This is a genomic window from Pseudomonas sp. THAF187a (assembly GCF_009363395.1).
In the GTDB taxonomy this organism is placed as follows: Bacteria; Pseudomonadota; Gammaproteobacteria; order Pseudomonadales; family Pseudomonadaceae; genus Aquipseudomonas; species Aquipseudomonas khazarica.
On record NZ_CP045349.1, the window covers coordinates 2,578,229 to 2,592,918 of the forward strand.

At 63.7% G+C, this 14,690-nt stretch carries 15 protein-coding genes and 2 pseudogenes; 11 read left to right on the forward strand and 6 right to left on the reverse strand.

Going from position 1 to position 14,690, the window contains the following annotated elements:
- Window positions 1-6: 6 nt before the first annotated feature.
- Window positions 7-1,848, reverse strand: a complete 1,842-nt coding sequence (locus tag FIV02_RS12000) for a diguanylate cyclase (protein WP_152488725.1) — start codon at window positions 1,846-1,848, stop codon at window positions 7-9.
- Between the two features lie 90 nt (window positions 1,849-1,938).
- Window positions 1,939-2,289, reverse strand: a complete 351-nt coding sequence (locus tag FIV02_RS12005) for a DUF2834 domain-containing protein (protein ID WP_152488726.1) — start codon at window positions 2,287-2,289, stop codon at window positions 1,939-1,941.
- A gap of 113 nt (window positions 2,290-2,402) precedes the next feature.
- Between FIV02_RS12005 and FIV02_RS12010 the strand changes: the two genes are divergently transcribed.
- Both FIV02_RS12010 and FIV02_RS12015 read left to right on the forward strand, forming a co-directional pair.
- The gene (locus FIV02_RS12010) at window positions 2,403-3,218 is read left to right on the forward strand and encodes a helix-turn-helix domain-containing protein (RefSeq protein WP_152488727.1); all 816 of its coding nucleotides are present in this window, start codon (window positions 2,403-2,405) and stop codon (window positions 3,216-3,218) included.
- A 26-nt stretch (window positions 3,219-3,244) separates the two neighbouring features.
- The gene (locus tag FIV02_RS12015) at window positions 3,245-3,598 is read left to right on the forward strand and encodes an MmcQ/YjbR family DNA-binding protein (protein WP_134675831.1); all 354 of its coding nucleotides are present in this window, start codon (window positions 3,245-3,247) and stop codon (window positions 3,596-3,598) included.
- Here FIV02_RS12015 and FIV02_RS12020 read toward each other — a convergent pair.
- Both FIV02_RS12020 and FIV02_RS12025 read right to left on the reverse strand, forming a co-directional pair.
- Window positions 3,584-4,291 carry a DUF1294 domain-containing protein gene (locus FIV02_RS12020; protein WP_152488728.1) on the reverse strand — a complete coding sequence of 236 codons (708 nt, stop codon included), beginning with the start codon at window positions 4,289-4,291 and terminating at the stop codon, window positions 3,584-3,586. The genes FIV02_RS12015 and FIV02_RS12020 overlap by 15 nt on opposite strands.
- The gene (locus FIV02_RS12025; protein ID WP_047591014.1) at window positions 4,288-5,118 is read right to left on the reverse strand and encodes an undecaprenyl-diphosphate phosphatase; all 831 of its coding nucleotides are present in this window, start codon (window positions 5,116-5,118) and stop codon (window positions 4,288-4,290) included. Before FIV02_RS12025 ends, FIV02_RS12020 begins: the two co-directional genes overlap by 4 nt.
- A gap of 342 nt (window positions 5,119-5,460) precedes the next feature.
- On the opposite strand from FIV02_RS12025, the pseudogene FIV02_RS25270 reads away from it, so the two are divergent.
- From FIV02_RS25270 to FIV02_RS12045, 5 genes and pseudogenes are all read left to right on the forward strand, one after another.
- Window positions 5,461-6,102: pseudogene (locus FIV02_RS25270) on the forward strand (cache domain-containing protein); the annotation flags it as partial.
- 135 nt (window positions 6,103-6,237) lie between these two features.
- Window positions 6,238-7,005 (forward strand): annotated as a pseudogene (locus FIV02_RS25275) (methyl-accepting chemotaxis protein); the annotation flags it as partial.
- Between the two features lie 7 nt (window positions 7,006-7,012).
- Window positions 7,013-7,627 carry a hypothetical protein gene (locus FIV02_RS12035; RefSeq protein WP_047591021.1) on the forward strand — a complete coding sequence of 205 codons (615 nt, stop codon included), beginning with the start codon at window positions 7,013-7,015 and terminating at the stop codon, window positions 7,625-7,627.
- A gap of 52 nt (window positions 7,628-7,679) precedes the next feature.
- Window positions 7,680-8,249, forward strand: coding sequence for a nicotinamide riboside transporter PnuC (gene pnuC, locus FIV02_RS12040; protein ID WP_152488730.1), 570 nt, complete (start codon window positions 7,680-7,682; stop codon window positions 8,247-8,249).
- Window positions 8,246-8,797 carry an AAA family ATPase gene (locus FIV02_RS12045; protein ID WP_152488731.1) on the forward strand — a complete coding sequence of 184 codons (552 nt, stop codon included), beginning with the start codon at window positions 8,246-8,248 and terminating at the stop codon, window positions 8,795-8,797. The genes pnuC and FIV02_RS12045 overlap by 4 nt, the downstream gene beginning before the upstream one ends.
- Here FIV02_RS12045 and FIV02_RS12050 read toward each other — a convergent pair.
- Both FIV02_RS12050 and FIV02_RS12055 read right to left on the reverse strand, forming a co-directional pair.
- On the reverse strand, window positions 8,765-9,232 hold the full coding sequence (locus tag FIV02_RS12050; protein ID WP_047591030.1) for a DUF3429 domain-containing protein: 468 nt from the start codon (window positions 9,230-9,232) through the stop codon (window positions 8,765-8,767). The two genes, FIV02_RS12045 and FIV02_RS12050, sit on opposite strands and share 33 nt — an antisense overlap.
- Window positions 9,233-9,300: 68 nt before the next feature.
- On the reverse strand, window positions 9,301-10,431 hold the full coding sequence (locus FIV02_RS12055; RefSeq protein ID WP_256663119.1) for a sigma-54 dependent transcriptional regulator: 1,131 nt from the start codon (window positions 10,429-10,431) through the stop codon (window positions 9,301-9,303).
- Window positions 10,432-10,760: 329 nt separating this feature from the next.
- Here FIV02_RS12055 and FIV02_RS12060 point away from each other — a divergent pair, with 329 nt between their 5' ends.
- The 4 genes from FIV02_RS12060 (at window position 10,761) to FIV02_RS12075 (ending at window position 14,661) form a co-directional block, all read left to right on the forward strand.
- Complete coding sequence (locus tag FIV02_RS12060) at window positions 10,761-12,635, forward strand: di-heme-cytochrome C peroxidase (protein ID WP_152488733.1); 1,875 nt, start codon at window positions 10,761-10,763, stop codon at window positions 12,633-12,635.
- A gap of 36 nt (window positions 12,636-12,671) precedes the next feature.
- On the forward strand, window positions 12,672-13,877 hold the full coding sequence (locus FIV02_RS12065) for a catalase family protein (protein WP_152488734.1): 1,206 nt from the start codon (window positions 12,672-12,674) through the stop codon (window positions 13,875-13,877).
- 180 nt (window positions 13,878-14,057) lie between these two features.
- Complete coding sequence (locus FIV02_RS12070) at window positions 14,058-14,324, forward strand: hypothetical protein (RefSeq protein ID WP_037047516.1); 267 nt, start codon at window positions 14,058-14,060, stop codon at window positions 14,322-14,324.
- Window positions 14,325-14,433: 109 nt separating this feature from the next.
- Window positions 14,434-14,661, forward strand: a complete 228-nt coding sequence (locus FIV02_RS12075) for a DUF1272 domain-containing protein (protein WP_152488735.1) — start codon at window positions 14,434-14,436, stop codon at window positions 14,659-14,661.
- Window positions 14,662-14,690: the final 29 nt, after the last annotated feature.

Sequence of the window (14,690 nt, forward strand, 5' to 3'; positions counted from 1 at the left end):
CTTTTTTTATCCCTCGACGCGGTTGCGCCCCGACTGCTTGGCCCGGTAGAGCGCCGCATCCGCGCGCTGCATGAGCGCCTGCGCCTGTTGCTCGCCTGCGAGCAGCGCGGCGACCCCGATGCTGAGCGTGACCTCGCCGAAGGGTGAGTCGGCATGCGCCAGCTGCAATGACCTGACGGCTTCGAGCAGGCGCTGCGCAATCGCGCTGGTGCCATCCAGATCGCTCATCGGTGCAAGCAGGACGAATTCCTCGCCACCGTAGCGGGCGATGACATCGGTGGGCCTGCCCAGGGCCGTGGCGAGCGCCTGGGCGATCTGCCGCAGGCAGGCATCGCCTGCCGGGTGGCCGTAGCGGTCGTTGTAGGGTTTGAACCAGTCCACGTCCATGATTGCCAGGCCCAGAGGCGCTGCATGGCGCGCGGCACGCTTGCACTCCAGCGCCAGCAGCTCGTCGAACTGGCGACGGTTGGCGATGCCGGTCAGGGCATCGGTCATGCTCAGGGTTTCCAGGCGCTGATTGAGTACCTGCAGCTCCTCGGTACGCTGGGCGACACGTCGCTCCAGCTCGCGCTCGGAGCGCTGCAGGCTCTCCACCAGCTGGTTCTGCGCCTGCAACAGCTGCGCCTGGGCCTGGAGCTTCTCCTGACGCATCACGTTGATGCGATCGGCCAGGGCGAATGCCAGCAGCAACATCTCCAGCGATGAACCGAGCTGCAGGCCATCCTCGGTGAACACATTGGTCGGCAACACGCCAAGGGCACGCAGAGTGGTACTCGCACCACCGAGAATCAGCAGGCCGAAGGCGGCCAGAAAGAAATAGGCGCTGCGCTGACGCTGCAACGCACAGGCCACTCCCACGCCGATCATCACCACGGCGGCGAGCAGGAACAGCAGGATGGCATAGCGCGACACCTGGGGCAGCGCCAGGGCGAACACGACGGGACTGGCCAGAAAGAACAGGATCATGCCGCGCAACAGGCGGTCGCCCCTGGGCAGCGTCACCTCGGTCTGCAACATGCGCCGCATGAACAGCATCAGCGCACTCAGGGCCAGGGACGCACTGGCGTAATAGGCCACGTTGGAGTTGAGCGGCAGGCCGAACAGCAGCCAGTCCGGCGCCATGCCGTTCTTGATGGTCACGCAGCCCACCGTACCGAGCACGAAGCAGACGTAGAGCAGGTAGATCCGCTCCCGCAGCGCGATGAACAGCATGAGGTTGAACAGGATCATCGCCGCCGCGATGCCCACGTAGCCGCTGCGCGCCATGTAGTCGTTGCGCTCGTGAGCGTGGAATGCCTCGACCGACCAGAGCTGCAACGGCACCAGCAAGCCGATGCTCGACTCGACCCGCAGATAGACCGCCTGCTGCGAATGCGCCGCCAGTTGCAGCGGGAAGACGAAGTTGCGGTTGTCATAGGCCTTGCTGGTCTGCGGACGATCGGCCCCGGTGCGCCAGACGGCATAGCCACCCTGCCCGTCCGGTACATAGGCATCCACCAGGGAAATGCGCGGATTGCTGACCACCAGCAGTCGCTGCACGGCCTCATCGCCGCTATTGCCGATATCGAGACGAAACCAGTAGGCCGAGCGGGTAAACCCCAGCGCGAAGGATGCACCACTGGCCAGGCCGTGCTGGAACTGCCGCGCCATTTCGGCGGTGCTAACCGCCTGCACCGTCAAGGCCCGCGAAGGGTCTTGCAGCACGCCAACCTGCGCCGTGAGCGACAACGGCTCCTGCGCCATCTCGACGGCATCCACGACACGCGCCCCGGCCCAGGTTGGCAGCGCATGCAATAACAGGCTCAAGAGCAGCCAGGAAAACAGCCGAGCGTGGTGATGAATGTTCATGGGGCGGTATCGACCGGGACGCGCATACCCGCTCACGGATGAGCCGAAGGGTTCTGGAGTCTACAAGACAAGTCGGCCGCCCTGCATCCATCACAACGGAGCGCTATCGGACGCTCGTGCCTTCAGCGCTTTTCTCCGTTGCCCCCGATACCCGACCGTCACGATGTACAGCAGTGGACCGATGGAGAGAAACACCATCGTCAGCGCCAGATACGGCAGCATCGATACCCACGAATACCCTCTCGCCCGTGCATCCCGGTAGATCCAGGTACCGGCCATCGCCCCCAGCAAATAGAGATCGATGACCACTTGAGCCGTGTCAGGGCGAGATAGAAGCTCCAGGCCGAAAGCGAGCAAGGACTGGTCGGCGATGGCCATCGTCCAGGCGGTGTAAGAGGAAAACAACAGCAAGGCTGCCAGAGCCAGGTGAGGTCTGTTCATGCGCGGTTCCTGATCGATGACTGACCAGGAACAACCTAGCGACCTGTTCGCACTTCACTCAATGACCTGTCAGGTCATAGACAAGGCATGACAGGCGGTGCCAGAGTCTCGCCATGAATGCCCCACAGCCACTTACATCACCCTCTGCTTCCGCGGCTGGAGCACAGCTGCGCCAGTTGCGCCGTCAGGCCAGCCTGAGTCAACTCGACCTGGCGCTGATCACCGGCATCTCCCAGCGGCACCTGAGCTACATCGAAACCGGACGCGCCAGACCGAGCCCATCGACCTTGCACGCACTGCTGATGGCGCTGGAGGCACCGCTGGAGCACTGTAACAGTGTCTTCCTCGCAGCTGGCTATGCGCCCCGCTATGGCTGCGCTCCACTCGCATCGCCGTCACTGGCAGCTGTTCGTGATGCGATCGGTCACGTATTGCATGCCAACAACCCGGCGCCCGCCATCGCCCTGGACAGCCAATGGCAGGTACTGGCGGCCAACGCCAGTACGGTGGCACTGTACGGGCTGCTGGAGTTGCCGGTGAATGCCCTCGAGGGCCTGAATCTGCTGGTCACGCTGCTGCAACCCGGCGGGCTGGGCGACCAGTTGCTCAACGCCGAGGAAATTCGCACCGTAGCCTGGCAACGTGCGTCCCGCGAGGCACTGGCCAACCCGGACCTGGCACGCCTGCTGGCCGAGCTGCCAGCGCCAGCCTGTCCGCCGCCGATGGCGGATGAGTCTGCGCCTCTGGTGATGACACGCATCGCCTCAGCGGAGGGAGAGCTGAGCTTCCTGTCCACCTTCACCACGTTCGGCATGCCGCTCGATATCACCGTCGCGGCGCTGCGCATCGAGCACCTGATTCCTGCCGATGCACAGACCTGGCGAATCATGACTCAGGCCCATGAGCGCTCCTTGAAGCCTTGCTCGTAAACCGTCCCGCATTCACGGAAGACCCTATGACACCCGAACAGATCGCCACCTTCTGCCTGAACCTGCCCGGTGCCCGCGAGGACTTCAAGTGGGGCAGCAACCGGGTGTTCTCCGTTGCCGGCAACAAGATGTTCGCCATTCTCGACTTTCTCGGCGAAGACCTGGCGTTCAAGGTCGACAGCGACCTGTTCCTCGGTTACGTCGACCGGCCGGGCATCCGCCCTGCCCCGTACCTGGCCCGTGCTCACTGGATCAGCATGAGCGCCAGGCAATTGCCGCTTGCCGGTCAGGAGCTGACCCAGCTGCTCACGCGCTCGCATCAGCTGGTGGTACGCCGGCTACCCAAGCGGCTGCAACCCGGTTTGTTACTGGACGAGTAACGGGACATAGCGGGCAATATGAGTGCCGTCGAGCCAGAGCAGGTCGATCCAGAGCACCTGATGCGCAGCGACGATCATCCAGAACACTATCTGATAGGAGACTTTGCGCGTCTTGTGGCGCAGCAGTTGCTGGGCGATCAGCGCCCCAGGCCAGCCGCCCAGCAGCTCGACCAGATGCAGGGTCTTCTCGGCGATGCGCCGGCTGCCGTCCTGTGCGCTGCGCTTGTCCAGCCAATACTGCAGGACACTCAGCAGGCTGGCTGACAGGTAGAGCGGCAACAGCCACCACAGGCCCTGGTCGAAGAGCCTCAGCGCGGCGATCAGGGGCAAGGCACAGAGCAGAAGGAAGACCGTGGCCTTGGCGGGAAGATGGCGGATGGGGCCCGACCCCGTGCTCTTGCGCGCCGTACGCGGCGCTGATCCTTTCGCATCGGGTTTCTTAGGTTTGCGCCGGATCGCCTGGCGATCGAGGCTCAGCTCCCCAGCCAGGCGCAGATGTTCGGCGCGTAGGCGCCCGCGCTCGTCTCGCCCCTCGACATACAGCACCTGGTCACCGCTCTGCGGACGACGGTCACCGCGCATCGCCGATATATGGGCGAAGACGTCCGCCCCGCCGCTCTCGGGCTGGATGAAACCGAAGCCCTTGTCGTCGTTCCAGCTTCTCAGTCGCCCCCTGCGCTCGGTACCGCTCACAGCTGCGCCGTGCTCCAGTCGATCAGGTGCAGTTGCCAGGTCGCGAGAATGAGCAGGCCAAAGGCGATCCGGTACCAGGCGAACACCGCATAGCTGTGGTTGGTGATGAACCTGAGCAGCGCACGCACGGTGATCATGGCGACGATGAAGGTACTGACGAAGCCAATGGCGAAGATCGGCAGGTCACTCGTTTGCAGGATGTCGCGGTACTTGACCAGGGAGTAGACCGTGGCCGCCACCATGGTCGGCATGGCCAGGAAGAAGGAAAACTCGGTCGCGGCCTTGCGCGACAGGCCGCAGACCAGGCCCCCGATGATCGTGGCCCCGGAACGGGAGGTCCCCGGGATCAGCGCCAGGCACTGCGCAAATCCGACCTTGAGCGCGAGCTGCCAGGTCATGTCGTCCACCGACTCCGCCTGAATCGGGTGTTCCCGGCGCTCGGCCCAGAGCATGACGATGCCACCGAGGATGAGCGCCGTGGCCACGGTGATGGGGTTGAACAGCCAGTGTTCGATCAGGTCCGCGAAGGCCAGCCCGAAGATCACCGCCGGAATGAATGCGAGAAACAGGTTGAAGCTGAAACGCCTGGCTTTCGGATCGCTGGGCAAGCCGACGAGGACGCCGATGACCTTCGCGCGAAACTCCCACATCACCGCCAGAATGGCGCCCAGCTGGATGATGATCTTGAACGCGGTGGCCTTTTCGCCGTTGAAACCCAGCAGGTCACCGACCACGATCAGGTGCCCCGTGCTGGAGATGGGCAAAAATTCGGTCAGCCCCTCGACAACGCCCAGCAGCAGGGCCTGAAAGGCTATCCAGATATCCATTGATTCCCCCAAAACGCGGCAGGTGCCTTATGCGTAAGACTAAAACGTGGAGCACGGCCCCGGCCCTGGGACACAAATCGATCGCGAAGGTTCCCTGACACGGCTTGGCCCGGCCAGCACTCAGGTTTGGCGCCGGGCGGCCGAAATGCTATCAGACAACTAGAGTGAATAATGCCTTGATGTGACAGTATTGCCTTGCCCTCCATCGAGGTGGCCCTGATCCCGACAATTACAACAATCAGGAATACGTCCATGAACAGCTTACGTAGTCTTCCCATCAGCCGGCGTCTATGGCTGATCCTGGTGCTGGCCATCCTGACGCTGATCCTGCAGGGCGCCTACATGCTGCGACAGATCCATACCGATCTGTATCTCGGCAAGTCGGAAAAGACCCAGCACGTGGTACAGAGCGCCGCCGGCATCCTCAAGTACTTCCATGGCCTGGAGAGCGCCGGCACCCTGAGTCGCGAGGACGCGCAGAAGCAGGCCATGGAAGTCGTGCGCGGCCTGCGATACGACGGCCAGGAGTACTTCTGGATCAATGACCAGACCCCGGTCATGATCATGCACCCGACCAACCCCAAGCTCGAAGGCCAGAACCTCTCCGCGTTCAAGGACCCGGATGGCAAGGAACTGTTTAACGAAATGGTCGCCATCAGCCGCAGCAAGGGGGCCGGCCAGGTCGACTACCGCTGGCCCAAGCCGGGCGCCAGCGACCCGGTGCCGAAGATTTCCTACGTCGAGCTGTTCGAACCCTGGGGCTGGATCATCGGCTCCGGCGTCTACGTCGACGACGTGCAGGCCGAGTTCAGGACCCAGGCGCTGAGCGCGATGAGCATCGGCCTGCTGATCGCCGTGCTGCTGGTGGTGCTGGTCGTGCTCATCACCCGCAGCATCGTCCAGCCACTGCAGGCCGCCGTGGACGCGATGGCCAGCATCGCCAGCGGCGAAGGCGACCTGACGCGTAACCTCGACAGCCACGGACGCGACGAACTGACCGCGCTGGCCACCTATTTCAACGCCTTCACCGAAAAGCTGCGCCAGGTCATCCGGCAGATGCTCGATTCGGCGGGTTCGCTGGACCGCGCCGCTGCCTCGCTTGGCGACATTTCCAGCGAGGCGCAGCGCCATAGCCAGCAGCAGGCGCAGCAGATGGAACTGGTGGCAACCGCCGTGAACCAGGTGACCTACGGCGTGCAGGACGTGGCGAAGAACGCCGAGCATGCCTCCAGCGAGATGCAGAACGCCGAGGACCAGGCCGGCCAGGGCCAGCAGAACATCGACGCCAGCCTGCGCCAGATCGACCAGCTGTCCGGCACCATCGACAAGGCCGTCGAGGTGATCCAGTCGCTGGCCAGCGAAAGCACGCAGATCGGCAGCGTCCTGGAAGTGATCCGCTCGATTGCCGAGCAGACCAACCTGCTCGCCCTCAATGCCGCCATCGAGGCGGCCCGTGCCGGCGAGCAGGGGCGTGGCTTCGCCGTGGTCGCGGACGAAGTCCGTCTGCTCGCGCAGCGCACCCAGCAGTCCACCGCCGAGATCCAGGGCATGATCGAGCGCCTGCAGGGCAACTCGGAAGCTGCCGTCAAGGTGATCAACGACAGCAGCCGTGCCTCTCAGCTGACCGTGGAACAGGCCAGCCAGGCCGGCGAAAGCCTTGCCCAGATTGCGCAGTCGCTGCGCAATCTGGCCGGGCTCAACGCTTCCATCGCCAGCGCCACCTTGCAACAATCGCATGTGGTTGAAGACATCAACCAGAACGTCACCCAGACGGCGGCACTGGCCCACAACACGGCCGAGGCCGCCGAACAGTCGAGTGCTGCCAGCCAGCACCTGAAACAACTGGCTGACCAGCTCAATCGCCTGCTGGGGCAGTTCCGCGTATGAGACGTTCATGAGCAACATGCAACATCAGGAGGTCGACTTCAGTCGGCCACAGAACCAGGACCTGATCTGGGACCTGGACAGCATGGCCCGGCGCGAGCTGGCCGAGCGCTTCATCAAGCTGTTCGAGAATCGCCTGTGCGTGTACTCCGAATCGGTGGGGCAGCTGTATACCAACTACAGCCTGCACTTCCCCACCGACCTCGGGCGCAAGATGGTGGTGCTGCCCAACCCCTACGCCTTTCATGACACCCTGCATGGCATCGACAGCCACGCCATCCGCAAGACCGGGCTCTGCGTGCTGCCCGGCAAGGTCCTCGGCAAGCCGGGGCTGCTGCTCAGCACGCAGATAGTCGACGGTGGCCCGGCGCCTAAGACCATGGCCTTCAAACCGGCGCTGGCACAGATCATCAGCAACCAGAAGAAGGTGGGTGACCTGTTCCTGCCGGTATTGATGAAGGGCGACTTGCGCGAGTTCGACCAGCAGATGCCCTACATTCACCTGCATCGCCTGCAACTGGCGCGTCTGGAGCGCCTGTCGAGCTTCGAGCGCGACGACATCCAGCAGACCATCACCCGCAAACTGCTGACGCTCTATCGGCAGGCCGACAGCCTGGTGTGCTGAGGCCGGCCAGACCAGTACAATCGCTGCCCTTTCATCGTTCCGAGGATGCCGGATGTCCTGGCTCGAACTCATTGCTGCCGGGCTCGGCATCGTCGCGGTATGGCTGACGGTCAGGCAGAACCCCTGGTGCTGGCCCATCGGCCTGCTGATGGTGCTGCTGTACGCGTGGCTGTTCTATGACTGGCGGCTGTATTCCAACCTGCTTCTGCAGCTGCTGTTCGCAGGTTCGCAGCTCTACGGCTGGTGGCAGTGGACACGCGGCGGAGACCGGCACGACGGGCGCAAGGTCAGTCGACTGAGCCTCGCCAGCCTGGCGACAGGCCTGTCGATGGGGGCGCTCGGTGCCTGGCTGCTCGGCTATCTCATGGCCAATTACACGGATGCTAGCGCCCCCTGGCTCGACGCCGCGCTGACATCATTCAGCCTGGTCGCCCAGCTGTGGATGGCCCAGAAGCGCCTGCAATGCTGGACCCTCTGGGTGGTCGTCGACCTCTGCTACGTCGCGTTCTTCGTCCATAGCCAGCTGTACCTCACTGCCGGGCTCTACGCTGCCTTCACCGCGCTGGCCATCAGCGGCTGGCTGAGCTGGCGGCGTGACCCCGCGCTGCGCTGCGCGCCATGAAGGTCCTGGTGCTGACCGGGCCGGAGTCCAGCGGCAAGAGCTGGCTGGCGGCGGAAATTCAGGCGCGCTTCGGCGGCGTGGTGGTGGGCGAGTACGTGCGTCATTTCATCGACCTGCATCAACGCGACACCTGCTATGCCGACATCGGCGATATCGCCCGTGGCCAGCTGGCCTGGGAAGATGCTGCGCGTGCCGCGCGACCTGCACTGCTGATTCTCGACACGCACCTGCTGAGCAACCTGCTCTGGAGTCGCTGTCTGTTCGCTGATTGCCCGAGCTGGCTGGAAACGGAGCTGCTGGCCCGTCACTACGACCTGCACCTGCTGCTCGACCCCGCAGGCGTGCCCTGGATCGAAGACGGGCAACGCTGCCAGCCATTGCTGGCCGAGCGTCAGGCATTCCACCGCGCCTGCCACGACTGGCTGCTGGACAACGGGCAGCACTACGTCGCCCTGTCCGGCGACTGGGCCGAACGCCGCGAAGCCGCAATGACCCAGGTGGCGACACTACTTGGGTCAGCGAATCAGCACGCTGGCCCAGGCCAGTAGCAGGCTGGTGCACACCACCAGGGTCAGGGGGGTGCGCAATGCGGGATACCACTGCGGTGCGAGGCCGACGCGTACCGCATGCATGTCGGCCAGGTACAGCCCGATGAACGCCAACAGGAAGATCGGCAGCGTCAGCGCGATGGGCAGGCCGCTGGCCAATGCCGCCCAGCCGAGCAGCGGTGGAACCACCGACAGGCCCAGTTGCAGCTTGGCGTTCTCGTCGGTCTCCTCGGCTCGCATCGCCAGGCCCCAGTGGATCGCGCCCATGAAGGCCAGGATCACCGCAGCGAAATCCAGCAGCGCGTCCAGTACGTAAGGCCGCCAGCCCAGAGGAATCACCCAGATCCCGGCGGCGCCGCTGACGAAGGGCAGCAGCCCGGCATAGCCCAGCAGGACGGCCAGTTGCGGCGGCTTTTCGGCGTCGAACGGATGCATGAAGATCTCCCGCGATACGTTTGCCGTGCACCTTAGCAGTGTTTCCCCGGCGAAACAGTAACGCCCCTTCAGCGCAGTCGATGTTTGTGCAGCAACCGATAGAAGGTTGGCCGGGAAACCCCGAGCGTGCGGGCTGCCTGGCTCATGTTGTGGGTGTAGCGTCCCAGCACGTCGTTCAACGCCTGACGCTCGGCGCGCAGGATGTAGTCCTCCAGGGTCACCGGGTCATCATCCGTTGCCTGCGGTGCCTCCAAGCCAAGGTCCGAGGCGAGTATCTGGCGCCCTTGTGACAGGACCAGGGCGCGCAGCAGGCGGTTGCGCAGTTCGCGCACGTTACCCGGCCAGGCATGCGCCATCATGGCTTCGATCGCCTCCTCGCTGAAACGCCGATGGTGGCGCCCGATAGCCACGCCGTGACGCCTGGCGAAGTGCTCTGCGAGCATCAGCAGATCGCCGGGATGTTCGCTCAGGGCCGGCGTATGCAGTTGCCGGGCGCTCAGCAGCCGATAGAGGTCCTCGCGAAAGTGCTTCGCCTGCAGCGCCACCTCCAGTTCATCGCCACTGATGACCAGCAAACGCAGGCCGGGGTGGCCCTGCAGGTGGTGCAGCAGGTACTGCTGGTCAGCGCTCGAAAGAGTCGTGATGCCTTCGAGCAGAATCGTCGTGCTGGCTGCCGCAGCCAAAATCGCTGAGTGTCCGTCCTGATCGAACAGCCCTCCAGGCAACTGCGTGACATCGACCTGCAGCATCCGCCGCTGCGCAGAGGCGGTGCGCTCATGCAGCAGTTGCGCCAGAAGGTGCTTGCCACTGCCACGCGGACCTCGAATCAGCAGCGGCCCGTCTCTCCTGCCCTGTTCATCCAGCTGCTTGCGCAGGCTACGGGCCTGGCCGCTGTTGCCCAGGAACTGCCGTGGTTTCTTGCTTTTCGAGCGCAGCAAGCGAGCGCCTGCCTGGGCCTGCTGCAGGGTCTCGAGCAGGCCTGGCACGTCCACCGGCAACGACAGCACCGCGAACAGCCATTCATGGGCCAGTTCATCCAGCTCGCTGGAAGCTGCCGCCTGGCTCGCCGCGAGCGCCACGCAGCAGAGCCCCGTTCGCCGCAGGTGGGCGAGCAAGCTGGGTAACGGCTGTTCATGCAGATCGAGCAGCAGCACATGGCTAGTCGCGGTGACGAGCGTTTCCGCTGTGCAGCGGCGCAACGACCAACCAGCATCCTGCAACAGCGGAAGCAGTGCTTCGCATGCACCGATCGGCTCAAGCACCAGTAATTGCCGGGATGTGCCGGAAACAGCCTCCAACATACTCCATCCTTGGCGCCATTATTTTGTAATCCCATAAAAAACAACGATTTGGCGCTCACAACTGTAACGCTAGCAAGAACTTTGACGCTCCATGGATCATTTCTCTATATGGGTTGTTCCCGCTGGTTATTGCAGAGTTTTCATAATTGCCACGATGGCAACTTGCCAATGGCCTGCAGTATTGGCATAACAAGCCGATCAATAAGAACGCCACAAGGAAGTCCTGGATGCGTCTGCTCCGTCATACCCTGAAGCTCATTGTGTTGCTGGCGCTGATCGGGCTGGCGGTCGCGCTGTACTACGTGGCCAACCCCAACTTGCCGAGCTTCGATCCGCCGAAGGAACTGCACTATCTGCAGCAGTGGAACGACGAGCAGCGCCAGACCTACTACTACACCCCCCAGGGCACCACGGTTAAGGGCCTGCGCTACGACTGGTTTACAGCGCTGGAGATGCCCTTCGGCAAGGAGAAGTTCGCCCGCCTCGACTACCTCGCCCGTTTTGGCTTCCTGACCGATCCGAACCAGCAGGCCAGCGACCTCAACCCCGGCAACCTGCCCGTCGGCTTCACCCGTCATCAGGACGAGGAGAGCGGCGAGCGCTTCCTCGATATCAGCTGCGCGGCCTGCCATACCGGCGAGCTGCGCTACAAGGGCCAGGCAGTGCGCATCGATGGCGGCGCCGCCCTGCACTCCCTGGCGTCCACCGTACCCACGCTGCGTGGTGGCGGCTTCGGCCAGGCACTGGGCATGAGCATGGCCTTCACCTACTACAACCCGCTGAAGTTTCGCCGCTTCGCCCAGCAAGTGCTGGGCGAGCAGTATCCGCAGGGCCGGGATCAGCTGCGGGAGGATTTCAAGCAGGTGCTCGACCGCCTGCTGGCCACGGCGATGAACGACTGGCATCGCGGCCTGTATCCGACCGAAGAAGGCTTTGGGCGCACCGACGCGTTCGGCCGCATCGCCAATACCGTGTTCGGCGACGTGCTGGATGAAGCCAACTATCGCGTCGCCAACGCCCCCGTGAGCTACCCGCAACTCTGGGACATCTGGAAGTTCGACTGGGTGCAATGGAACGGCTCGGCCATGCAGCCCATGGCGCGCAATGTCGGAGAGGCCCTTGGCGTCGGCGCCAGCCTGGACCTGCTCGACGAGCACGGCAAGGGCGTTGCCGAGGCCGATCGTTATGCCTCCAGCGTGCGCGTGCATGACCTCCACACCCTGGAGGAAACGCTGAAACAGCTGCAGCCGCCGAAGTGGCCGGAGGCAGTATTCGGCAAGGTGGACCTGCCGCTGGCCAGCCGTGGCAAGGCGCTGTATCTGGAAAACTGCGCCTATTGCCATGCTCCCGATCCCAAGCCACGCGACCAGCGCCTGGCGCCCTCGCGTGATCCCGAATGGCGGATGCGCATCGTCCCGACCAGCATCGTCGGCACCGACCCGACCACCGCCGACAACATCGCCGATCACCGCTTCGACATCAGTCGCCTGGGCTGGACCAAGGCCGAGCTGTCGCGCCTGGACGTCAAGCTGTTCGGCGCCAGCCTGGAAGACGTCGACTTCAAGAGCATCTCCAGCGCCAAGGGCCTGGCCTACATCACCGCCTACGTGGAGAACCGCGCCTACCAGGATGCCGGTATCGGCCCGCGCCAGCGCTACGACATGGATGGCTATGGTCTGGCCATCGGCGTGCAGGAAAAACGCGGCTACAAGGCCCGGCCACTCGATGGCATCTGGGCGACCCCGCCGTTCCTGCACAATGGCTCGGTGCCCAACCTGTTCGAGTTGCTCTCACCGGTCTACGAGCGGCAAAGCCAGTTTTGGGTCGGTAACTTCGAATTCGACCCGGTACGCGTGGGCTATCGCAGCGAGGCCTTCACCGGCGGTTTCCTGCTCGACACCCGGGTAACCGGCAATGGCAATGGCGGCCACGAGTTCCGCGATGGCTGCCGCCAGGAAGGTGTGATTGGCCGCGCCCTGTCGCCGGACGAGCGTCTCGCGCTGATCGAGTACCTCAAGGTGCTCGGCAACAGCGCGCTGGAAAACCAGCTCAGCGATGTCGCCGTGCGCCCCTGGACACCGGGCCCAAGCTGCGAAGGCTGATTTCAACCGATACGTTCTAGAACAAGGATTGCAACGATGTTGAAAGGTCTCTGGCTCTGGCTGGGTCGTCTGCTGGGTAAACTGTTGCTCACCGTCGCGCTGATCGGCCTCGTTGGCTGGGGAGTCGGTGAGCTCTACTACGCCTGGAAGTTCTCCGGCCCGGTGTCGACGCAGGAGCAGATCCCTGCGGACGAGGCGGCGCTGACCCGCCTGATCATCGAGGATGCCGTGCGCATCGTCGAGCAGCACCGTGACAATACCCGCGTGCTGCGCGACGCCCATGCCAAGGCTCACGGTTGCGTCAGGGCGGACGTGCAGGTCCTGGCAGACCTGGACGCGTCGCTGCGCCAGGGCGTGTTCAGCGAGCCCGGGCATGTCTGGCAGGCCTGGATGCGCCTGTCCAATGGCAATGCCTACCCGCAGTTCGACCGCGCCCGCGATGCGCGCGGCATGGCGATCAAGCTGCTCGACGTGCCCGGCGAGAAACTCATGAAGAGCCCGCAGCATGCCGGCGAGCAGGACTTCGTGATGTTCAACCACCCCGCTTTCTTCGTTCGCGACGTGGCCGAATACCGCAGCAACTTCGCGGCCCAGGCCGACGGCCAGAAAGTACAGGCCTTCTTCCCCAGCTGGGATCCTCGCACCTGGGAAGTGCGCCATCTGGTCATCGCCCTGAAGACGCTCTCACCGGCGCCGGAGAGCCCGGTTGATACCACCTACAACTCGATCGCGCCGTTTAAGCTTGGCGACCTGAACATCAAGTACCGTGTAGTGCCTGCGCCGCAGAACTGCCCGCCCTATCAGTTGCCGGGACAGAACACCGCACTGCCCAACTTCCTGCGCAACGCGCTGTACCAGCAACTGTCACTGGACCGCGCGCCTGCCTGTTTCGAACTGCAGGTGCAAAAACAGGATGCGCAGTACTACATGCCCATCGAGGACCCCTCCGTCGAATGGGATGAAAAACTGTCGCCGTTTGAAAGTGTGGCCCGTATTACCGTCCCGCCTCAGGACTTCGACAGCCGCGAACAGAATCTCTTCTGCGACAATTTGTCCTTCAACCCCTGGCATGCACTTGCAGCGCACCGCCCTATTGGCGGCATCAACCGTTTGCGCAAGTCGGTATATGAAGCGGTGAGCGCCTATCGCCATCAACGCAACGCTGCGCCGGCCGCTGCAGGCCCCGAAAACAGTGCGCCTCAGGTCGATGAAGAAGAAACGGGCACGGAACTTTCGCAGTAGAAAGTTGTAATGGCGAGACGCACAAAGTTCTCGCCAGGACACGCCGCGCAGGCAATAAAAACTTTTTTCACCAACCTGTGACTTATGGGTGCGCTGAGTTCATCAACAGTAACGAAAGGCCAAGTCGATAATGGACTGGCCGCAATTAACTGTTGGGATCAACTCGGAGAAACCGACCCCATGAACACACCGCTGCGTTTCAACGAAGCCCTGCTGATTGCCGATCGTGCCTTCCGCCCGTTCCAGTGCGTGGCCTGGGCTCCGCAGGATGGCACCGGCGTCGTCAGCATCAGCGTCATCGACCGCACCAGCACTCGCCTGCTTGGCCGCCAGCTTTCCAGCGCGACCTACAGCGACCCGCAGCAGCTGGAAGATGCCCTGCAGCGCTCTCGTGACGAGCTGCGCAGCCAGGGCTTCGACCTGGCGCCGTGGAGCATGCCGGAGTAAGTCGTCCGCGCTCGGGGCGCCCTGGCGCCCCTGCCTGGATTGACCATCTTGCGCGCAGCCACCGACGATTGCAGACTGGCAGAATCGATCCTCTGCCGAGTCCATCGCCATGCTTGAGCTGCGCCCCAACTGCGAACGCTGCGACTGCGATCTACCCGCCGCCAGTGTCGACGCCCTGATCTGCTCCTTCGAATGCACCTTCTGCCGCGCGTGCGCCGAGCAGGCGCTGGCGCTGCGCTGCCCCAACTGCGGCGGCGAGCTGGTCAGGCGGCCGATTCGTCCCGCCGAGAAGCTCGAGCGCTTCCCCGCTTCCACCCAGCGCGTTCACAAGGCCTGAAACGACGAAGGGGCGACCCTGGTCGCCCC